The organism is Betaproteobacteria bacterium, assembly GCA_016194905.1.
Taxonomy (GTDB): Bacteria; Pseudomonadota; Gammaproteobacteria; order Burkholderiales; family JACQAP01; genus JACQAP01.
This window is the reverse complement of the sequence record JACQAP010000008.1, coordinates 91333-112680: the sequence shown is the minus strand read 5'-3', so window position 1 is coordinate 112680 and position 21348 is coordinate 91333. Positions and strand designations below refer to the sequence as shown.

The 21348-nt window shown below is 61.9% G+C and carries 21 protein-coding genes; 6 read left to right on the top strand and 15 right to left on the bottom strand.

Annotated features, from left to right (window positions below; translation table 11 throughout):
* Positions 1-2: 2 nt before the first annotated feature.
* The 12 genes from HY067_03985 to HY067_03930 form a co-directional block, all read right to left on the bottom strand.
* Positions 3-737: a polysaccharide deacetylase family protein gene (locus tag HY067_03985; protein MBI3527106.1), complete on the bottom strand. Its 735-nt coding sequence runs from the start codon at positions 735-737 to the stop codon at positions 3-5.
* Positions 738-774: 37 nt separating this feature from the next.
* Positions 775-2016 (bottom strand): anion transporter, encoded by a 1242-nt coding sequence (locus tag HY067_03980; GenBank protein ID MBI3527105.1) that lies wholly within the window; start codon positions 2014-2016, stop codon positions 775-777.
* 124 nt (positions 2017-2140) lie between these two features.
* Complete coding sequence (locus HY067_03975; protein MBI3527104.1) at positions 2141-3013, bottom strand: hydratase; 873 nt, start codon at positions 3011-3013, stop codon at positions 2141-2143.
* Positions 3014-3030: 17 nt separating this feature from the next.
* Positions 3031-4425 carry an Asp-tRNA(Asn)/Glu-tRNA(Gln) amidotransferase GatCAB subunit A gene (locus HY067_03970; protein ID MBI3527103.1) on the bottom strand — a complete coding sequence of 465 codons (1395 nt, stop codon included), beginning with the start codon at positions 4423-4425 and terminating at the stop codon, positions 3031-3033.
* Positions 4422-4613: a hypothetical protein gene (locus tag HY067_03965; GenBank protein MBI3527102.1), complete on the bottom strand. Its 192-nt coding sequence runs from the start codon at positions 4611-4613 to the stop codon at positions 4422-4424. Before HY067_03965 ends, HY067_03970 begins: the two co-directional genes overlap by 4 nt.
* 20 nt (positions 4614-4633) lie before the next feature.
* Positions 4634-5362, bottom strand: coding sequence for a DUF1028 domain-containing protein (locus HY067_03960; GenBank protein ID MBI3527101.1), 729 nt, complete (start codon positions 5360-5362; stop codon positions 4634-4636).
* Positions 5363-5552: 190 nt separating this feature from the next.
* Positions 5553-6260: an ABC transporter ATP-binding protein gene (locus HY067_03955; GenBank protein MBI3527100.1), complete on the bottom strand. Its 708-nt coding sequence runs from the start codon at positions 6258-6260 to the stop codon at positions 5553-5555.
* Positions 6257-7954 (bottom strand): ATP-binding cassette domain-containing protein, encoded by a 1698-nt coding sequence (locus HY067_03950; GenBank protein MBI3527099.1) that lies wholly within the window; start codon positions 7952-7954, stop codon positions 6257-6259. Before HY067_03950 ends, HY067_03955 begins: the two co-directional genes overlap by 4 nt.
* 133 nt (positions 7955-8087) lie before the next feature.
* Entirely contained in the window at positions 8088-8921 is an 834-nt protein-coding gene (locus HY067_03945) for a branched-chain amino acid ABC transporter permease (protein MBI3527098.1), read from the bottom strand.
* A gap of 168 nt (positions 8922-9089) precedes the next feature.
* Positions 9090-10256 carry a substrate-binding protein gene (locus tag HY067_03940; GenBank protein MBI3527097.1) on the bottom strand — a complete coding sequence of 389 codons (1167 nt, stop codon included), beginning with the start codon at positions 10254-10256 and terminating at the stop codon, positions 9090-9092.
* A 376-nt stretch (positions 10257-10632) separates the two neighbouring features.
* Entirely contained in the window at positions 10633-11292 is a 660-nt protein-coding gene (locus HY067_03935) for an ANTAR domain-containing protein (protein ID MBI3527096.1), read from the bottom strand.
* A gap of 22 nt (positions 11293-11314) precedes the next feature.
* Complete coding sequence (locus HY067_03930) at positions 11315-12466, bottom strand: transporter substrate-binding domain-containing protein (GenBank protein ID MBI3527095.1); 1152 nt, start codon at positions 12464-12466, stop codon at positions 11315-11317.
* A gap of 400 nt (positions 12467-12866) precedes the next feature.
* On the opposite strand from HY067_03930, the gene HY067_03925 reads away from it, so the two are divergent.
* The 6 genes from HY067_03925 (at position 12867) to HY067_03900 (ending at position 18162) form a co-directional block, all read left to right on the top strand.
* Positions 12867-13448 carry a hypothetical protein gene (locus tag HY067_03925; protein ID MBI3527094.1) on the top strand — a complete coding sequence of 194 codons (582 nt, stop codon included), beginning with the start codon at positions 12867-12869 and terminating at the stop codon, positions 13446-13448.
* A gap of 19 nt (positions 13449-13467) precedes the next feature.
* A complete protein-coding gene (locus tag HY067_03920; protein MBI3527093.1) occupies positions 13468-14025 on the top strand; it encodes an NnrU family protein in 558 nt (185 codons plus the stop codon).
* Positions 14026-14055: 30 nt separating this feature from the next.
* A complete protein-coding gene (locus tag HY067_03915; GenBank protein MBI3527092.1) occupies positions 14056-14499 on the top strand; it encodes an ester cyclase in 444 nt (147 codons plus the stop codon).
* A 264-nt stretch (positions 14500-14763) separates the two neighbouring features.
* Entirely contained in the window at positions 14764-16206 is a 1443-nt protein-coding gene (locus tag HY067_03910; GenBank protein MBI3527091.1) for a c-type cytochrome, read from the top strand.
* Positions 16207-16336: 130 nt separating this feature from the next.
* A complete protein-coding gene (locus HY067_03905) occupies positions 16337-17389 on the top strand; it encodes a zinc-binding dehydrogenase (protein MBI3527090.1) in 1053 nt (350 codons plus the stop codon).
* Positions 17390-17577: 188 nt separating this feature from the next.
* Positions 17578-18162 carry a hypothetical protein gene (locus HY067_03900; GenBank protein MBI3527089.1) on the top strand — a complete coding sequence of 195 codons (585 nt, stop codon included), beginning with the start codon at positions 17578-17580 and terminating at the stop codon, positions 18160-18162.
* A 116-nt stretch (positions 18163-18278) separates the two neighbouring features.
* Here the strand turns inward: HY067_03900 and HY067_03895 are convergent, their stop codons facing one another.
* From HY067_03895 to HY067_03885, 3 genes are read right to left on the bottom strand one after another with little or no spacing between them, the layout of a single operon-like run.
* Entirely contained in the window at positions 18279-19442 is a 1164-nt protein-coding gene (locus HY067_03895; GenBank protein MBI3527088.1) for an acyl-CoA/acyl-ACP dehydrogenase, read from the bottom strand.
* A gap of 38 nt (positions 19443-19480) precedes the next feature.
* Entirely contained in the window at positions 19481-20347 is an 867-nt protein-coding gene (locus HY067_03890; protein MBI3527087.1) for a MaoC family dehydratase N-terminal domain-containing protein, read from the bottom strand.
* Positions 20344-21348, bottom strand: coding sequence for an NAD(P)-dependent alcohol dehydrogenase (locus HY067_03885; GenBank protein ID MBI3527086.1), 1005 nt, complete (start codon positions 21346-21348; stop codon positions 20344-20346). The genes HY067_03890 and HY067_03885 overlap by 4 nt, the downstream gene beginning before the upstream one ends.

The following is a 21348-nucleotide window of genomic DNA, read 5'->3' as shown; positions in this document are numbered from 1 at the left end:
AATCAGATGCGTTTTTGCAGCGGGCGCACTTCGGAGCCGTTGAGTTTGACGAAACGGAAGCCTTGATCGAGCAGAAACTGCAATCCTTCCGCCATGCCCTTGCCGGTGTCCGATGCGGGCTTGTTCAGGTGAGCGATGATGATGTCGCCGCTCCTGACTTTCTTCAGCCGCCCGACGATCTGCTTTTTCGCCAGCGTGGCACCGTTGTCGGCGTTGACCGAGAAACCGGCAACCTTGTATCCCATCGCTTCGATGGTCTTGAGCGCCTCCGGATCGTATTCTCCGGTCGCTCCGCGATACCAGTGCGGCGCAGTGCCGGTGGCGGCTTTCACCGCATCGGCACCGCCAGCAACTTCGCGCTTGAGTTGCTTCAGGTCGGCGACACCGGCCAGTCCATATACGCTCCGGTCGGCTCCGATGACCGCCGGGAGATGATTGGCTCCATGGTCCTCGATGTCGAACAGGTCGGCATGCGCCTTCAGGATGGCGAGCGCGTCCGGGTTGCGCCGGATCCATCTGCGCGTCGCGAAGATGGTTGCCTGAATGCGATGTTCGATCAGAAAATTGACAAGATCCGCGTCGAAGCCGCCACCGCACGCATCCAGCGTCAGCGCCACGACCTTGTCAATCGCACCTGCCGGTAACGAGAGCTCCTGGTGCAATTCCACGGGCTGCACATCCGCGGCGGCCGCAAGGCACGACAACAGGAGCAGGGTCAGAAGGAATGCGGGCTTCATGGGCCATTAACGTCCGTCGGCGCAATCCGTTGAGTCTTCAATGCAACACCCGGAACCACAGATACACCCAGGAAATCGCCATTGTCAGCAGAGTCACGGGAATGCCGGTGCGAGCGTGCCTTCTCCAGTCGATGGTCACGCCCCGCCTCTGGGCCGCATCAACCACGATGATGTTGGCGATACTGCCCACGATCAGCAGATTGCCGGCCAGCGTGCTGGCGAGCGCCAGCAGCGGCCCGGCCAGTTCGTGGGTGGCGACCGGCAGCAACAACATGACCGCCGGAACGTTGGACACGACGTTCGACAAGAAGAAGGTCGTCATGAACAGGGGCAAAGGCTGATGCAGGTCCACGCCGAGTGCCGCCATGCGCCCGACAAATTGATTCGTCAGGCCTGTCTTTTCCAGTGCATGGTTGACGACAAACAAGCCGATAAACAGGACCAGCAGCTGCCAGTCCACCAAGCCGAGCATTTTTCTCGAATGCAGCCGGCGACTCATCGTCAGGACACCCGCCGCGGTCAGGGCAATCACCTCGCGCGGCACGGGCGCTATGAGAAACAAAACGAATACCGCCGCCGCGACCGACAGGCCTTTCGTCGTTTGCCACCGATCGAGCCGCGGGGCCGGCTCGAGGTGGGCCGGCACCGCATCGGTCGCCGCCTCCTCCGCAGCCAGCGTCCAAAACCCGCGACTGCGCCAGGCAATCAGGGCCCACACCACGAATAACCCCAGCACTACCGGAATCGCCGCTTCCAGCAGATAGCCGGAAAAGGAAAGCTTCAGCTTCCCGCCGATCAGCATGTTCTGGGGATTCCCGATCAGCGTCAGAGCCGAGCCGACGTTGGCGCTGCAGGCCAGCGCCAACAGATAGGGAATCGGATTGAGCCGCCGCGCGAGGCAGACATCGATGAGCACGGGCGCCATCGCCAGGCAGATGACATCGTTGCTGAACACCGCCGAGAGCGCGGCGACGATCGCGATCAGCGCCGCAAGCAGCTTCGGTGGCGACAGCGGCAAATGACCGGTCTTGTGCGTGACCCAGGTATAGAAGCCGCCCATGCGCAACTGCGCCGAAACCACCATGAATGCGAACAGGAGAATCAGCGTCGGAACGTGCACTGCTTCCCACGCCTCTTCCAGGCTCAGCGCACCGGCGCCGATCAACGCTATCGCGCCGAGGAGCGCGATGCCGGTGCGATCCAGTTGCAGAAAAGGCAGCCCGCCCAGGATCATGCCCAGGTAGACCACGCCGAAGATCAACAGAACCGTCGTTTCCATTTGCCGGCGCAGGACCGTTTTGTACGGGGACGCACGGAAGATAGCGTGCGGGCCGCGGCGATGGCAAGCGAGCCGGACTGTGTTGTCCGGCCCGACGATGCAGGAAGATCGGCCGACGCGGTGATCAGTAGCCGGGGATTGCCGTGGAGCCGAGCATTTCCCCGTACATATCCGTACGACGATCCCGCAGCCGTTCGTTGAAATCGGTCAGGTTACGATTGCGCCGCGCATCCGCGAGGTCGATATCGGCTATGAGCATTTCTTCCCGATCCAGACTTGCGGGACCCGCAAGCGGCCAGCCGGTATGACTCACGATCACGCTGTTGCCGAGGAAGGGCTGCCCGCGCTCGACGCCGATGCGATCGGCGGCCGCCACGAACATCGAGTTGGCGTGCGCGCCGCCCATGGCCAGGATGTTGGCCATCATCGGCAGATTGCCGGGCTGCGCCGGCATCGGCACCCAGTTGGTGGCCACGCATAGCATATCGGCGCCCTGCAAGGCCGCGAGACGGAAAATCTCGGGAAACCAGATGTCGTAGCAGATTGCGCAGGCTATACGGCCGGCGCCGATGTCGAAGACCGGGACGCCCAGATTACCGGGTTCGAAGATCGTGTTCTCGGCACCCCACAAATGGTTTTTTCGGTAGGTGCCGATATGGCCTTCCGATCCGATCAGGACCGCGGAGTTGTACAGATCCCCTCCTTCGCGTTCGGTAATGCCGGCGACGATGAACATCGAATGCTTGCGGGCTGCCGCTATCCACGCATCGCAGGTCGGCCCGTTCGGCACCGTCTCAGACAAGGTGAGGGCTTCCTCGCGCGTCTCAAAAACGTAACCGGTATTGCACAGCTCCGGCAGCACGACCAGCTGCGCCCCGGCCTTTGCCGCCTGCGCGATCAACTCCAGACTGCGCGCGACATTGGCGCGTACCTGCCTGATCCTGGGCTCCATCTGCAGACAGGCCACGCGCATCCGGCTTTCCTGTTGTGGATTCATTGTCGTCTCTCTCCCGATTAAAGCTGCGGCCGGCGATCTTTCCAGTCGTGATCGCGTTCATATGCATGCGCAACGCGCAGTACGGTAGTCTCGTCAAAGGGTCGTCCCGCGATCTGCAGGCCGATCGGCAGGCCGTCACGGTCGAAACCGCAGGGCACCGAGATCGCCGGCAATCCGGTCAGGTTGTACGGATAAGTGAATCGCCAGGACGCCGCCAGCACGCTCTCCGGCCTCCCCGCGACCTGCACCGTCCATTCGCCCCGCTTCCATGCCGTGATCGGCGTGGTCGGACCGATCACGACGTCGACGCTCTCGAACACCTTGCGGTATTCGTCCATCAGCGCGCTGCGATACTGTTCGGCCTTCAGATAATCCGGCCCCGTGACGAGCCGCCCCATTTCCACCAGCATGCGCACATCGGGCTGGTAGTGCGGCACGCGTCCCGCGCGCAGCGATGCATCATGGTAGGCCGTGGAACTCGACAACTCGATGGCGAATATCGCGCCCAGCCCGTACTCCAGCAGGGGAATTTTCAGCTCGCGCACCTGTGCACCGGCTCTGGCCAGATCGGCGATCGCGTTCTCGACAGCGTGCTCCACGTCTTCCTGCAGATTGTCGAAAAAATGATTGCGGCAGACACCGATCTTCAATCCCCTGACCGGTCTGTTGAGCGCCTTCGAGTAATCGGGCACCGGTTGCGCCTGGCAGGCAGGGTCGGCCGCATCGTAGCCAGCCAGCACCTGCATCATCAGCGCGGCGTCTGCCACGGTGCGAGTCAGCGGCCCGGCATGATCGAGCGACCAGCTGTGCGGCACAATGCCATCGCGGCTCACGCGCCCGAAGGTCGCTTTCAGACCAACCGTTCCGCAGGCAGCGGCCGGCATGCGGATCGATCCGCCGGTATCCGAGCCCAAAGCCGCTGCACACAGTCCGGCGGCCACCGCCGCGCCCGAACCTCCGCTCGATCCGGACGGTACCCGCGTCAGATCCCAGGGATTGCAAACCGGCGGCGTGACATTGCCCCACGCGAATTCATGGGTGCGCGTCTTGCCGATCAGAATGGCGCCGGCTGCGCGCAACCGTGACACCGCAGCCGAGTCACGCAGAGGAAATGACAAACCGGGCGCCACGCTGCCCGCGGTGGTCGGCATGTCCCGCGTAACGTAGTTGTCCTTCACGCCAACCGGTATGCCGTGCAGCGGGCCGCGCCATTTTCCGGTCTTGATCTCGCGCTCGGCCGCGTGGGCGGCGTCCAGCGCATGCTTCGAGACGTGAATGAAACTGTCGAGCTTGCCGTCTATTTTTTCGATACGGTCGAGGCAGGCTTCGGTCAGGGCCACCGGCGAGACTTTGCCGGCGCGGATGGCCGGCGCCAGCGTCTCGATCGGCTGTGTCCACAGTTCGCGCGTCATCGCTTGCCGCCTGCGCGATAGGGCGCGGTCGGTTCGAACAGGATCGCCGGATGCGTGTCGGTCAGATCAAGCGTTCGCAACTTGTTCACCTCGGCGAGGATATCCCGATACGCCGCGACCACTTCCTGCAGGCGTTCGGGTGACAGGTCGAGGCCAAGCACATCTTTGTACGGGTCGGGGTCGTTCATCTCAGTGTCCTTGGTGTCATTCACGGTGCGCTGCCGCCACCGCCAGGGCGCTGCGGCGGCGGGTAACCGAGCAGCCTGACGACAGCCTCTGGCGCCGCCGCGCCGGGACTGCCGCGCGTGGGCATGCCTTGCACGAAGGGCAGCAGTTGCAGCTTCGCGATCGTAAATACGCGTCGCAACTCACCGACCGGATAAGCATGCTCGTCTACACGCAGGTCGAGCAACGCATACTCTTCGGTGTGATGCACCTTCAAAGCGGCCGACTGCCGGCCGCGCTTGTCGCCGCCGGCAGACTCGCCCGCTTCCATCGCCAGCATCAGCCGCTCGGCAAGATCGAGTCCCTCGCTCGCCCGGAACGCCTTCGCCATTTCCTCGATGGTCGGTGCCGACACCAGCATGTTTCCCTGCACCGCGAAATGCGGTTCGACGATCTGGCCGAACCAGTCCGTGCAGTTCCTGCCCGACCAGGCTGCGCTGCGGCCATGCGCATCGATCACGCCGATCTGGCGCACCTCGCGCGCCCCATCGGCGGCCATTACCGCATTAAGCGCTTCGGGTCCCGACTTGCCGGTCTCCATCATGCGCAGCGCATCGATGGCGAGATAGGGATTGACCCAGGACTGGGTGGACACGGCGCCCACGCCGGCTTTGACATACGGACACATCGAACCCACGGCCGGAACGGCCGTGGCAACCGCAACGCCGAGCATGCCGGTGCGGGGACAATGGGCGACGATGGAATAGGTCATAGGGGCTAGGGGCTAGGGGCTAGGGGCTAGGGGCTAGAGATTGGAAAGCTTCCCGCGAAAAGTTACAAAGCTCTCCGCTCCTTTGTTTTAAAAATTTCATTGCGTAGCACTGCATCGGCATTACGTTTCTCCCTAGCCCCCGTTCTTCCCTAGCCCCTAGTCCCTGCTTTTCCCCTAACCCCTGCGTGATTCACACGCTCAGTTGGTCTGTGATCCGGCGCTCGACATCGGCTCCGCCGATATCGCCGCGATCGACGATTTCACCGAGCTTGAGCACCGCGTAGCGGTCGGCGACCGACAACGCGAACTTCACGTTCTGCTCGATGATCAGGATCGACACCTTCGACTCGTCGCGCTCCGCGCGCAGCACGCCGGCCAGCCGTTCGATGACCGACGGTTGCAGACCTTCGGTAATCTCGTCGATCAGCATGAGCTTCGGCCGAGACATCAGCGCGCGCGCCACCAGCAGCATTTTCTGCTCGCCGCCCGAGAGCGTGCCGGCGCGCTGCTTCAGCCGCGTCGGCAGCACCGGGAAGAACTGGCCGATGCGCTTCAGGCCGGCATCGAACGATGTGTCGTCGCGCATACCGAGGCGCAGGTTGTCCTCCACCGTCAGATCCTGGAACAGCGCCTGCTCCTGAGGCGTGTAGGCGATGTCCCGGCGCGCGACCTTGTGCGGCGGCAGGCCGGTGATGTCGGTGCCGAACAGGCCGACGCTGCCGGAGTGCAGCGGAAGAAAACCCATCACGCTTTTCAGCAGAGTGCTCTTGCCCATGCCGTTCTTGCCGAGCAATGCAAAGATTTCTCCCGACCTGACGTCGAAGCTCACGTCGCGCACGACCGGCGCTTCGCCGTAGCCGCTGCGCACTCCCTTCACGTCCAGCGCGGCTGCGCTCACGCGCCTGCTCCCTCTACCGCGTGGCCGCCGCCGGAGTAGATCGTACGCACCAGTTCCGACTCCACGACCTCGGCCACCGTGCCGTCCAGCAGGATCCTGCCCTGGTGCAGCACGATCACCCGCGAGCTGATCTCGCGCACGAAATCCAGGTCGTGCTCGACCAGCAGGATGCAAAGCTGGTGATTGCGCGCGAGATCGGTGAGGATTCCGCCGATCAACGTGCGCTCCGGCTTGGTCAGGCCCGCGGTCGGCTCATCGAGCAGAAGGACGCTGGGCTCGAGCGCCAGCACCATCGTAAGTTCCAGCGCCTGCTTCATGCCGTGGGAGAGATGGCGCGCCTCGATACCCAGTCGCTCGTGGAGGCCTGTTGCGCGAACCACCTGCATGGATGCGTGAGGCAATGCCAGCGTTTCTTCGCGCTTCCACAGTGACGGCGGAGCGAGGCGTGTGCGCGCGATGCGCAGCGCTTCCGCAACCGTGAGCGTTTCGAATACGTTGGCGGTCTGAAATTTGCGCCCCACGCCGAAAGCGACGCAGGCGTACGGCGGCAACTTCCGGATGTCGTGGTCGTTGAGCAGCACCGTCCCGCCGGAGCGCTCGTTGCCGTCGGCAATGCAACGCATGAGCGTGGTCTTGCCGGCGCCGTTCGGCCCGACCAGGCTCAACAGCTCGCTGCGCTTCGCCTCGAATTCGATGCCTTCCAGCACCTTGAGGCTGCCGAACTGCTTGCGCACTTCGCGAACCACCAGCGCGCGGCTGCCTGCGCCTGCCAATCCCGCATAGGGTTGTTCGACGGCAGGCTCCAGCCGGGGAGCGAAAGCCGCCGTCATTTTTTTCCGGCCAAACACGCGCCGGATGGCCGCTTTGATCAAAGGCATCAAACCTTGGGGCAACGCGACGATGACGACGACGAAAGCAAAGCCGATGACCAGCTTCCAGACGAAAGGCAGGTTGCCGCTCAGGTAAGAGGTACTGACGTCCAGGACCAGCGTGCCGATCACCGGACCGATCAGCGTGCCGCGTCCGCCCAGCGCCACCCAGATCAGCAATTCGGTCCCGAACACGAAGCCGGCGTATTCCGGTGCAACCACCATTTGCACGCCGGCGAACATGTAGCCCGCGACCGCGGCGATCGCCGCGCATACCACCAGCAGCAGGATTTTCACGCGCGACACGTTGATGCCGACATATTCGCAGCGCTGCTCGTTCTCCCGGATCGCGACCAGGATGCGGCCGGCGTCGCTGCGCACGAACAGCCACGCGCCGGCCGTGAGCACGACGAGGAAACTGCCGGCGATCCAGAACCAGGCCTCGATCGACACGTCAAAACTTTCGAATCCGGACAACCCGCTGCTCGAGCCGGTGAAATTACCCCCGGAGTAGAGAATCTGGCTGACCACGATCGGCAATACCAGCGTGACGACCGATCCGTAGAGCGGCGAGGCGCTGTGATAAAACGCCAGCCAGCCGACCACCGCTGCAACGATGATGGCAACAGCGATGCCGGTAACCAATGCCAGCGCCGCGTAGCCGGTGCCGAAGCCGGCGTGCGTAAAAATCAGTCCGGCGGCGTAGGCGCCGATGCCGAAAAACGCCGATTGCCCGAACGTCAGAATGCCGGTATAGCCCCAGAGAATATCGACTGTCAGCGCCACTGCGGCATACAGGAAAGCCCGGATCAGGCTGTTGACCATGTAAGTCGGCAGCACGTAGGGGCCGATCGCGGTTAACAGCAGCGCGATGCCGCAGACGACGGTCAGCGTACGCAAGCTGGCGCGGCCGAGTACGCGGGGTGCGACGCCCGCAACCGGTGCGGCGATCTGCCCGTCAGCCACGGCTGAACCCCTGCGGCCGCAGCCGCAACACCACAGCGGCGAGCACGACGATGGTGAGCCCACCGAGGATGGGATTACCCCAGGAACTGACCAGCACCTGCGCGCCGCCGAGTACCAGGCAGGCCACGGCCAGGCTCACGAGCGACACGCCGGACACCATCACGAGCATGAATGCGTTGATCAGCCAGGGTACGCCCATGTTCGGATCGACGCTCGAAAGCGGCGTAATCAATGCACCGGCGAGGCTTGCCAGTCCCGCGCCGAGCGAGAACGTGATGAACCGCACCAATCCGCTGTTGATGCCGAGTCCGCGCGCCAGGTTTTCGTTCATGATGACAGCACGCGTGACCAGCCCCAGACGGGTGCCGTTGAGAAGCAGAGCGATCCCGATCGCGATGGCGATCGCGACCAGAACGAGCAACAACCGGTACTCCGAATAAGATCCGCCGAGCAGGTCGACCGTTCCGGTAACCGGACTCTGCACGAACTGAACCTCCCGGCCCACACCCAGCGTGATCAACTGGCCGATGATGATGCCGAGTCCCCACGTGGCGAGAATCGCATCGAGCGGGCGCGAATACAGCGGCTTCATCACCAGACGCTCGATGACCATGCCGCAGACGAATCCGATGGCGAAGGCACAGGGTACCGACCACCACGGGTTCAATCCCATCTTGGTGATCAGCAGCGCCGAATAGCCGCCGACGGTGAGAAAGCCACCGTGGGCGAAGTTGATGATCTTCATCACGCCGAACACGATCAGCAGTCCGGCTGCGACGCTGTACAAGATCGCCGCGGTGGTGAGGATGTCGAGGAGAGTCGCCATGCGGCTACCGCCGAGGGGAGAGGGGCGAGGGACGAGGGGCGAGGGAAAAGCCCGAGAATCCGAAGGACGAAAAACCACAGGAAGCCGGCAAAAGCGCCGTTCCCTCGCCCCTCTCCCCTCTCCCCTTATGGCCGAAGGCCGGTATCCTGTGGGCGACCCTGTACTTCATTACTTCAGGTTGGGGCATTGTGCGCCGGGATCGACGTCCTTGAACGTCGACAGCGTCTTCACGCTACCGTCTTTCTGCACCTGTCCGAGATACATGGTGAGCGGGGCATGGCGCTGCTTGTTCATCTTGATCACGCCGCGCGGGCCTTCGAAGGCGACCTCGGACAGCGCAGCGATAACTTTGTCGGCATCGGCCGAACCGGCCTTCTCCACCGCCAGCTTGTAGGCGTAGACGCCTTCATACTCCGGCACCGACAGGTCGTTCGGCGTCTTCAGGCCGGCGCCGAACTTCTTCTGCATCGCTGCCAGGAATTCCTTGTTCTTCGGCGAATCGATGGTCGTGAAGTACGAACCGGAAATGAAAATGCCTTCCGCATCAGGGCCCATGCTTTTCGCCGTGCCCTCATCCACGGCAAGGTTGCCGTAGGGAATGTTCACGCCCGCAGCGCGAAGCTGCTTGGTCAGCGTGACATTGGGTGCGCCGCCGGCAGTCGACGTGATCAAGGCATCGGGCTTGGCGGCCTTCAGTTTGCTTATGATCGGCGTCCAGTCCGATCCATCCATCGGCAGGTACTCCTCACCGAGGACTTTGCCGCCGGTTTTCTCGATATAGCCCTTGGTGAACTCGAGCATGCCGCGCCCAAACGCGTAATCGCTGCCGATCAGGAAGAAGGTCTTCGCCTTGTAGTTCTTGTTGAAGAAGTCGACGATCGGCGCGACCTGCTGGTCCGGAACCCAGGCATTGACGTACAGATACTTGTTGCACGAACGGCCTTCGTAGAACGAGGTATAGATGAACGGCGTCTTGCCGCGCGTGACGATCGGCAATCCCGCGTTGCGCGCCGCGCTGGTTTCCATGGAGATCAGCACATTGACCTTCTTCTGGAAAATCAGCGAATCGAAAGCCTTCTGCGCGCCGGCGGCGCCGCTGCCGTCGTCCGCCACTTCGAGCAAGACCTTCTTGCCCAGAATGCCACCCTTGGCGTTGATTTCCTCGGCCGCAAGTTCAGCCGACTGCACGACCGAGGGTGCGACCACGCTGTTGGCCCCGCTCAGGCCCACGGGAATGCCGATCTTGATGACGTCCTCCGCCAGGGCGACGGAGCTGGAGAGCAATGCGCCCATCAGCGCTGCGCCGACGGACAATTGAATGGTTTTCCGGGACATGGTTACCTCCACATAAGGATTTCGGTTCAGGTAACACGGGCCGTTGCAGTCGCGAAGGTCCGTGCTGTCGCTTCCAATCGATTACCTTCATCAGCCGCAGCCAGCGCAGTGCCAATGCAAACGCCATGCCGCTGAACCGCGGTCAACAGAACAGTTGAATCGGCGCTTTGCGCACAGCGAGCATCACTGCCGCGCACTGAATGCGTGCATCCATTCGATGCATGCACCAGCGCGAAACCCTGCGCAGAAAATAAAAAAGCCCTCGTTCCGCCGTACCGGCGTCAGAACGAAGGCTTCATAGCCTCAAATGTAACGCGGCAGCCCTGCCGCGTGCGCAACCCAACAGCACCAGTTTTTCACGGCGCCCACAAATCTGTCAAGGCGATTTGCGAACCGGCAAGCGCAGCACGCTGCTGCGCGTCTCGCGCGCAATGCGTGTGTTGTCTTCGACACTCTTGTCGAACACCCGGTGCGCGGTAATGATCGACCGCGCAACCACGCCCATGGCGAGACGCTGCGCGGTCGCCTGCTGGCGGATGAGCTGGTACGCGCTGTCTTCGCTCGAACCCTTTACCTCCATCAGGATACGCGTCGCCCGCTCGATTTCGCGACGACTGCGCAGCGTCTCCTCGAGCTTGGCGACTTTGTTGAGCAGCCGGATCTGATAGCCGTGCAGCGCACGCGCCATAACCAGGCTCGAAAGAATTCCGGATGGACGTATCGGTTTGCTGACGAAGCTGTGCGCATTGGTGTCGAGCAGGCTCCTCAGTGCCGTCGGATTTTCGAAGTCGACGATCGCAATCAGCGACGGTCCCGGCTCAGCGGCGGATTCCGGCACGGTCGTGGACCCGGTCGGCCAGATCGAAAAGAACACGACATCGACATCCGTCGGCAAAGCCGGCGGCAACGGCCATGCGAGCCTCGTCTGGCAGCCGATGCGCCGCAAATGCCGGATCAATTCGTCGATTTCCTCATCGGCTGGATGAATGACCAACACGCGCGTGCCGCGCAGTTCACGAATCGGATCGAGGGACATCGATGCTCTCCTTGTTTGTCTGTCAGCCCGCAGCCTGGTCGGTCTCGGGCAAATCTTCGACGCCACCGTAGGATACAAGCCACGGATCCGGTTGCACCGCCTGCTCCGATTCCCAGACCAGATCGAATTCATCCACACCGTTCCAGACGCCGACGCGAGGCGTGAGCCAGGTGTGATTGTTATCCGAATCGATGACGATGCGTCCGTGCGGCGCCTCCATTTCCAGGCCGCGCGCGCACACCATCATGCGCTGAGTGTCCATTTCGCCGGCGCGTTCGAGTGCTACCGCGAACAGGCGCACCGCAGAATAGGCGGATGCCGCGTACTGGCTGATTGGCGCCGAAGCGCCGAAGCGCTGCCGGAATGCGCGAACGAAGTCGCGGTTTGCCTTGCTGTCGATGCTGCTGAAGTACGGCGCGGCGGTGATGTATCCCGCGCATTCTGCGCGGCCGACTTCGATCAATTCCGCTTCCGTCACGTTGTGGCTGGCAATCGGAATATCGGCAGGATCGATACCGGCGTCCGCATAGCGCTCGCAGAAGTGGCAGATGTTGCGTCCGACCAGCGTGCTGAAGACGACGTCCGGCCGCAGCGTCCGCACGCGCGCCACCAGCCGGTCCAGTTCTTCCTCCGGCGGTTGCATCGGCACATAAATCTCGTCCAGTACCTCGCCGCCATGACGCTCGATCAGGTCGCGCATGACGCGATTGGCTTCACGGGGATAGATGTAGTCGGAACCGATCAGCAGAAAGCGCCGTGCGCCGAGGCGAAACAGGTAGCGCGCCAGCGGCAGGCTGTTCTGGTTGGTGGCCGCGCCGACATAGATGACGTTCGGCGAATACTCGAAACCCTCATACAGGTCCGGATACCAAAGCAGCCCATTGCGCCGCTCGATCGAAGGCAGTACCGCCTTGCGGCTCAGCGAAGTGCAGCAGCCGATGATGACGCCGACCGCATCTTCGGTGAGCAGCCGGTCGGCGAATTGCCGGTACAAGCCGAGGTCCGAGCGGGTATCGTAGTGAATCGCTTCGAGGGGCTTGCCGAGCACCCCGCCGGCCGCGTTGATCTCGTCGATCGCGAGCATCGCGCCGTAGACATGCTGCGTCGACGGAATCTCCATCAGCCCGGTACGCGAAAACAGGATGCCGAGGGTCCAGGCCTTCGGTGCGGTCATTATCTCCCCCACTTGGCCATGCGTGCTGTCAGCGGCGAACTTAGTGCAATAGGCGCGGTGCAATAAGCGCGCCAGTCAGCGGGACGAAACCTTCAAGTCATGGAAAAGCAGCGCTTTCACCGGTCGACGGACCGGTCGGTGATTCATCTGAGCGCTCCCCCCGTCGCACCATGGGATGGCGCCGCGTGTTCCATGTCAAGGCACGGAACCCGTTCTCGCCTGCATGCGACAATACCCGTATATATATCACTATTGGGCGGAGATAACTTGGGCAACTCACTCGGCGCGATGCAGGTTGCGCACTATCGCAGTCACGGTTACGTGTTTCCCAATCCACGCCGCGCAGCAGGTAATCCCGGGACATGCCAATGACAAACCGGAACATGAGGGTTGGAAACGCGTGAAACCGCAGGCGCTGCTTCTGATCGTGCTCGGCCTGCTGATCGGCCCCGGTTACTATGCATTCTGCGAGCACGTCAGCGGTCGCGCCGGTCAGAACTACGCGCTCACCGAACGCGGCAATCGCTGGCCGTTGCCGGACGGCTCGATACTGAGATTGCGCGGCGGGCTGGCCTACAAGCCGTTGCCGCTGGAGCTCACGCCCGAGTCCAACGGCTATCGACTGCGCTTCAGTTTCAATGTCACGCAGGCCGACTCCGCCGCCACCGACGCGACGAACAATTATCAGGTCAGCCTGCTGCAAGGAGATACTGGCGTGGCCGAGCGCAGCATCCGGGTCAGGGGCCGGGGCAATGTCGCCGTGGCGCTGGATCCGCTGCAGATCTTCTATCCCGGCAGCTACCTGCTGGTGCTGGAAGAAGTCGGCACCCCGCCACTGACGGTTTCCGGCGTGGGCCTGCAGATCGATACCGGCGTGGAGAAACCGAAAATGTGGATTGCCTGGAGCGGACTGGTGTTGCTCGTTTTCGGCGTCGGCATCCTGTTGCGCGACGCGATCGTGCAGGCGCGCAAGCGACACTGACGCAGAAGGAGGTGGGATCATGTCATGGCTGATTGCCGGTCTGGCACTATTTCTCGGCGTTCATGTCTTTACCAGCTTGCGTTCGGCGCGTGAGCGCCTCATCGCCAAACTGGGGGAAGGTCCATACAAGGGCCTTTATTCGCTTCTTTCCCTGGCCGGTTTCGGATTGATCGTTGCCGGCATGAGCAAGGCGCCGCCGATCGAACTCTGGGACCCGCCGGCGTGGGGGCGTTATGCGGCGATCTGGTTCATGCCCTTCGCGCTGATTCTGCTCGTGGCCGCCTTCATTCCCGGAAATCTGAAGCGATTCACCGCACATCCGATGCTTTGGTCAATCGCGCTATGGGCGCTGGTGCATCTGCTCGCGAACGGCGACCTCGCCGGTCTGTTGCTGTTCGGCGGGTTCGGCCTTTATGCTCTCTATGCGATGTGGTCGCAGAACCGGCGCGGTGTCCTCCCGGCGCAAAACCGTCGCACGATCGCGGGCGATATCGGCGCGGTTGTGGCCGGCCTGATCGCCTACGCGTTGCTGCTGAAATTCCACGCCAACCTGTTCGGCGTGGCAGTGTGGTACTGACCAAAAAAATAAATGAAGGAGGAGACGGGAGTGAACAAACCGATTCCACCGGTGCTGCTGACCTATGTCGATGGACTGAAGACGCACGACATTCAGAAGATCGCGAGCACCGCGGCGGAAGACCTCAAATTCATTTCGGCGACGCGGATTCTCGACAAGCAGCAGGCCTTGAAAATGCTCACCGCGCTGTACACCGGCTTTCCCGACTGGAACTATGCCTATGAGCGGATCGAGGATCGCGGCCAGGGCAATTACGCCATCAAATGGGATCAGGGCGGCACGCACACCGGCACCTGGGCGATGCCCGGCATGGAACCGATTGCGCCGACGGGGAAAGCGGTGCGCATTCCGGAACATTACTTTTATTACCGTATAGCCAACGACAAACTGACGATCATCTTCCCCGAGCCGTTCGTCGGCGGCGCACCTAGGGGAATACTGGAGCAGATCGGCGTAGAACTACCACCACTCTAAATCAAGACCTTTCACCGCAGAGGCGCGAAGGCGCAAAGGAAACGCAAAGGAGTTCCAATAAAAGAAAGCGGGGAACGGGAGCAGGGGTCACGGGAGCCGCCGGTGTAATTGTCGCAATGGACAAGATTCGACGAGGGATGCCCTTACCAAAGGATGACTGCCCGACCTCAATCCCATTCTTCCAATATGTCCCTTGCCCCCCTTTGCGTTTCCTTTGCGCCTTCGCGCCTCTGCGGTGAAGACTTTGAAAAGAGATAGACAGCGATGCACAGATTCTTGCGAGCGGGTTTGACTGCGGCACTGTTGCTGATGCCGGCGCCGGCATTTCTGCAGGTTGCCGCGGATTTGCCGCCCCAGGCGCTGTCGGGTGGAAGCATCAGCAACGATGACGCGGGCAACACTGCCTATTTGCATCCGCCCGCCACGCTCGACGCAAAACAGGCCGAACTGTTTGCACTCGGCCACAAGATGTTCAACAACCGCTGGGCGTTTTTCTGGTTCGAGAATGCGGAATTCGGACGCGGGCCGACTTCGAATGCGCAAGCCTGCACAACTTGCCATGCCAACAACGGCCGGGGATTGGCGCCGGCAACACCGCATGCCGCGATGACCGGGGTGGATGGTGCCGTGCGCGATCACCACATCACGGTGCCCTACGAGCCGGCACCGAACATGGTCATTCGCATCAGCCTCAGGGGCAACGGCCCGCACGGCGGACCGTTGCCGCATCCCGATTACGGCGATCAGTTGCAGATCTTCGGCGTAAAAGGCATCGTTCCGGCGGAAGGCCAGTTCGGCATCGAGTGGCGCGAACAGGTTTCCACGCTGGGCGACGGGGAGCAGGTCCGGTTGCGTTCGCCCATCATCACAATCACGGATCTCGCCTATGGACCGTTGGGCGACGACGCGATGATCGGGCCTCGTCTCGCGCCGCCTCTGGTCGGGCTCGGCCTGCTCGAGGCGATACCCGAGGACGCCATCGTCGCCCTGGCGGCGCGCGAACCCGTCGCCGGCATCCGCGGCAAGGTCAACCGGGTGTGGGACGAAAGCCAGGGGAAAACGGTGCTCGGTCGCTTCGGCCTGAAGGCCAATCACGGCAGCGTTCGCGAGCAGGTCGCAAGCGCCTTCTTCAACGACATCGGATTGAGCTCGCCAGTCTATCCCGACCAGAACTGTCCGCCGGTGCAGAAGGTCTGCAAGGAGCAGATGGTTGCCGGCAAACCGGAAATCACCACGCTGCGGCTCGACGCAACCGAGCTCTACATTCGCGCGCTGACGGTGCCGGTGCGCAGGCATACCGGCGACGCGCGGGTAGTACGGGGCGAGCAATTGTTTGCCCAGGCGCATTGCTCGGTCTGTCATGTCCCCGAGTTGAAGACCGGCGAATCGGCGAGTCTGCCGCAGCTTGCAAGGCAGACGATCCTGCCTTACACCGACTTGCTGCTGCACAACATGGGTGAAGGACTGGCAGACGGACGTCCGGATTTCCTGGCCGGTACAGCCGAATGGCGTACTCCACCGCTATGGGGAATCGGACTCTCGGAAACGGTGAACGGCGCGAACGCCTTTCTGCATGACGGCCGCGCACGCAATTTCACCGAGGCGATCCTGTGGCACGGCGGCGAAGCCGAAGTATCGCGTGAAGCCTTCAGGAAATTCCCGCGCGAAGATCGCGCAGCGCTCACCGCCTTTCTCGGCTCTTTATGACTTTTTTCAACTCCACCACCGATCCAGGGCAACAGCCTCGGCGCGGAAACCTTGGCGGCGCGTGGCTGCACGCTTTAAACTCGGAGCGGTGTCCGGACCACAACAAGATTCTGCACAGGAGGAGGAGAAAATGAAGGCAGTCGTATTTCCCGGCGAACGCAAGGTTCAGTTTCTCGATTTTCCGGACCCGACACCGGGTCCCGGTGAGGTCGTGCTCGAGATCAAAGCCTCCGGCATGTGCGGCAGCGATCTCAAGTTCTATCGTGCCGTCGGTGGCGCCTCCTCCCTCGGGTTGGGAAAAGTCAGTGGCCCCATCATCGCAGGACACGAACCGTGCGGAGTCGTCATCGCGGTGGGTGCCGGCGTAGCGGAGAAACAGGCGCGCGTCGGCATGCGCGTGATGCAGCACCACTACCGCGGTTGCGGCGTATGCGAGCATTGCTCGACCGGCTGGATGCAGCTTTGCGTGGAGGGCGTGGCGGAGGTGTACGGAGCGACGGGACATGGGGCACACGCGCGTTATATGAAATGCCCGGCGCGCACCCTGGTTCCGCTTCCCGACGAATTGTCCTTCGACGCCGGCGCGGCCATTTCCTGCGGAACCGGCACGGCGTGGGGCGCACTACACCGCCTCGACTTGCAGGGCAGCCACACCATCGCCGTATTCGGCCAGGGCCCGGTCGGCCTGTCGGTTACGCTGCTCGCCGCGCAGATGGGCGCCAGAGTCATCGCGCTCGACACCAGCGAGGAAAGGCTGGCGCGGGCAAAGGAATTCGGCGCCGACGTGCTGATCAATCCCCTGAAAACAGAAAACGTCGTGCAGGCCGTTCGCGACCTCACCCACGGGCGCGGCGCCGATGCGTCGCTCGACGCCTCGTCCTCGCCGCAAGCGAGAGCCCAGGCCGTGCGCTGCGTGCGCACCTGGGGAAAAGCCTGCTTCGTGGGAGAAGGCGACAGCGTCACGCTCGACGTCAGCAGCGACCTGCTGCGCCGGCAAGTCACGCTGATGGGCTCGTGGACTTTCTCCACCGTCGGCCAGGCCGATTGCGCGCGCTACATCGCCGATCGCGGCATCGACATCGACCGGTTGTTCACGCACCGCTGGAAACTGGAACAGGCCGAGGAAGCTTACAAGCTTTTCGACGCGCAGACTTCGGGGAAGGGCGTAATTCACCCCTCATGATTTGTGTTCATCTGTTCATTGGCAGCGGTTTATTGGAAAATAACAAATGACAATTCACTTGAATCTCTTGGACTAAATTGATTCCGGCGCAAGCTTATTGGCGCATCACGATTTTACTTTTAATAAGTGCTGTATTTTTTATACTAGGCGCTGTCTTCACGACATATTTCCCAACGTGGAGCGCCACAATGTCGGAAGGCAGAATTAAAGAATTAATCGCTACCGTATTGCCATATGCGGCATGGTTCAGCGCGTTTTTCGCTTTAATGGGAATCCTTGTACAAGCAAACCGAGCGCGCTATGCACTTGCAATAGATTTGATCTTGAAGTTCGGACAAAGATTCGACACATCCGAGATGCGAGCAATTCGATCAAAAGCCGGAAAGGCGCTGCTTTTGAGCACTACAGATGGCAATGATTGCGTAGATGATGTATTGAATTTCTTTGAGGAGATCGGCTTCTTGGTCGACCGAAAGGCAATCGATGAAGAGGCCGCATGGGAGTTTTTCTACTACTGGGTAGTCCGGTACCACACAGCCACTATCCGGTACAGGAAATTTTTGCATGACGAACTGCCGACAGAGGCAGAGATTTACAGACACTTTGAAAGTCTAAGCGCAAGACTGAGAAAAATTGAGCGAAATCGCCTGCCAAGACATAAGCGAAGACTTTTTGCAGATCTTTCAGATAGGGAGGTAAAGGACTTTCTCGAAGATGAAGAAGCGCTGGCAGAAAAGCCGCCGCGTTTCAGAATAACGCGCACAGCTCGCTAATTCGTCACTGGGCCAAGGATTGGATCTGCGCCATCCGCCCAATTCTCACGCCTGCTATCACCGCCATTTCCGAAAAACTCAGATTTTTGCGCCGACTCGAAAATAAACCGCTTGTTTCAGAACGAACGCGGCAGGTCGAGGATGTGCTCGGCGACGTAGGAAAGGATCAGGTTGGTCGAGATCGGGGCCACTTGATACAGCCGCGTCTCGCGGAACTTGCGTTCGACATCGTATTCGCTGGCGAAGCCGAAGCCGCCGTGGAATTGCAGGCAGGCATTGGCCGCCTCCCATGAGGCTTTGGCCGCGAGGTACTTGGCCATGTTGGCCTCGGCGCCGCAAGGCTGGTGAGCGTCGAACAGTTCACATGCTTTCCAGCGCATCAGGTTCGCCGCCTCGACCTCGATGTAAGACTCGGCGATCGGAAACTGCACGCCCTGGTTCTGCCCAATGGGGCGACCGAATACGACCCGCTCCTTGACGTACTTCGTCACCCGGTCGATGAACCAGTAGCCGTCGCCGATGCATTCGGCGGCAATCAGCGTGCGCTCGGCGTTGAGTCCGTCGAGAATGTACTTGAAGCCTTTGCCTTCCTCGCCGATCAGGTTCTCTACCGGAATCTCCAGGTTGTCGAAGAACAATTCGTTGGTTTCGTGATTGACCATGTTTCGGATCGGCCGCACGGTCATGCCTTTGCCGATCGCCGTGCGCAGGTCGACGACGAAAATCGACATGCCGTCCGATTTCTTCTCCACGTCGCCAAGCGGCGTTGTGCGCGCCAGCAGGATCATCAGGTCCGAGTGCTGGATCCGCGAGATCCACACCTTCTGGCCGTTGACCACGTAACGGTCGCCCTTCTTCACCGCAGTGGTCTTGATCCGTGTCGTGTCGGTGCCGGTGCTCGGCTCGGTCACGCCCATGGATTGCAACCGCAGTTCGCCATCGGCGATTTTCGGCAGGTAGGCACGCTTCTGCTCCGCCGAACCGTGACGCAGCAGCGTACCCATGTTGTACATCTGGCCGTGGCAAGCCCCGGCGTTGCCGCCTGAGCGATTGATCTCTTCCATGATCACGGAGGCCTCGGTCAGGCCCAGGCCGGAGCCGCCGTACTCCTGCGGAATCATCGCAGCGAGCCAGCCGGCCCGCGTCAGCGCCTCGACGAATGCTTCGGGATAGCCGCGCTGCTCGTCGATCTTGCGGTGGTACTCATCCGGAAAGTCTGCGCAGAGATCCCGCACGGCTTCACGGATTTCATGGTACTTGTCTGTTGTCGAATTCTGCATGGCGGGGTCCGAGGATATCACTCGGCTGAGAATATCATTCAGGCAAGATCGGCACCCGCTTCCATTGCGAGCCAGCCTTCATGGTCGCGCGCCCATAGCGCGATGCGATCCCCGTCACGGCGTCCGCAAACGGCAAAGCGATGGACGTCGAACAGCGGCCGCATCGCCCGGAAACTGAAGCGGCGCACCTGAACCTGCGGCAGATTGCGCCTCAACAAATCGACCAGCAGCGTGGCGATCAGCGGGCCGTGCACGATGAGGCCGGGATAGCCTTCCACCCCGGTCACGTAGGAACGATCATAGTGTATGCGATGGCCATTGAAGGTCAGCGCCGAATACCTGAACAGCAGCACCGGATCGGGCACAATCTCGCGCGAGAACGCCTCGTCCTTCAGCGCCGGTTGCGGCTTCGATACCGGCGCATCGGGCCGTGGATTCTCGCGGTAGACGATGTCGTGCTCCTCGGTCAACGCGACTCCGCTTGCGTTGGAAATCTCGTGACGCACGGTGACGAAGACCAGCGTGCCGCTGCGCCCGTCCTTGCCGCTCACGTCCACAATGCGCGATGCTCGTGAGATCTTGTCACCGATCTGCACGGGATGATGGAATTCCAGTCGTCCTCCGGCCCACATGCGGCGCGGCAGCGGTACCGGCGGCAGAAATCCGCCGCGCTTGCCATGGCCGTCGGGGCCGATGTCGCTCTGCCGCGCCAGCGGCAGGAAGTACAGCCAGTGCCAGAGCGGCGGCACGTCCGACCCCGGCAGCGGCTCGCCATCGTCGCGGTCGAGCGTAACCGACAGCGCGGCGATCGGCGCCGCGGTCGCCTGGTCGAGGCGCGTTTCGGTACGGCCGATCCACTCGCGCAAATGATCGATATCCACAACGCTGGAATTTCCGGTGCTCAAATTTTCACCACGATCTTGCCGAAGTGCTTGCCCTGCTCCATGTGCCGGAACGCCTCCGTCGCTTTTTCCAGTGGGAAAGTCGAATCGACGACGGGTTTGAGCTCGTGTTGTGCGATCGCGCGGTTCATCGCCTCGAAGCGCGCACGCGAACCGACCGCAATGCCCTGTACCCGGATCATCGGCCCGATCACGGCGCGCAGCGGGATCTCCGCTTTATAGCCCGCGACGAATCCGACCACGCCGATGAAGCCTCCGAAGGCCAGGGACGCCAGGGATTTGTCCATGGTGGCGCCCGCCGTTTCGACGACGATCTCCACGCCTTTGCCTAGCGTGGCATCTTTCACGGCGACGTTCCAGTCCGGAGTCGTGCGGTAGTTGATGCCGACGTCGGCGCCGAGTTGTTTGGCGCGTGCGAGTTTTTCGTCGCTCGACGAAAGTGTGATCACGCGCGCGCCGGCGAGTTTGGCGAACTGCAGTGCGAACAACGCCACGCCGCCTGTGCCCTGCACCAGCACCGTGTCGCCGGGTTTGACGCCGCCCTCCTGCAGCGTGGACCACGCCGTCAGCGCGGCGATCGGCAGCGTCGCCGCTTCGCCATCGCTCAGATGCGCGGGCACCGACACGGCGTCTTCCGCGGGAACCACAATATATTCCTGCAGCACGCCGGACAGCGGTGCGCCGAGGGTGCGCTTGGTGCGCAATTCCAGCGTCGGCAAACCGTCATGCCAGCCCTGGGTATAGATCGGCGTCACCCGATCCCCCACTTTGAAGCGCGTCACTTCCTCGCCGACTTCGACGACTTCGCCGCAGGCGTCCGACGCCGGCACGTAAGGCAGCGCCAGACTGGGCAGGTATTTCTGCGCCAGAATCGCCAGATCGCGATAGTTCAGGCTGGCGGCCTTGATACGCACGAGGATCTCGCCGCGACGAGGTTTCGGTACCGGCCGCTCGCCGAGCTTCAATGCATCGATCGTAAAGTCCGTGGCTTCCAGCGCGCGCAT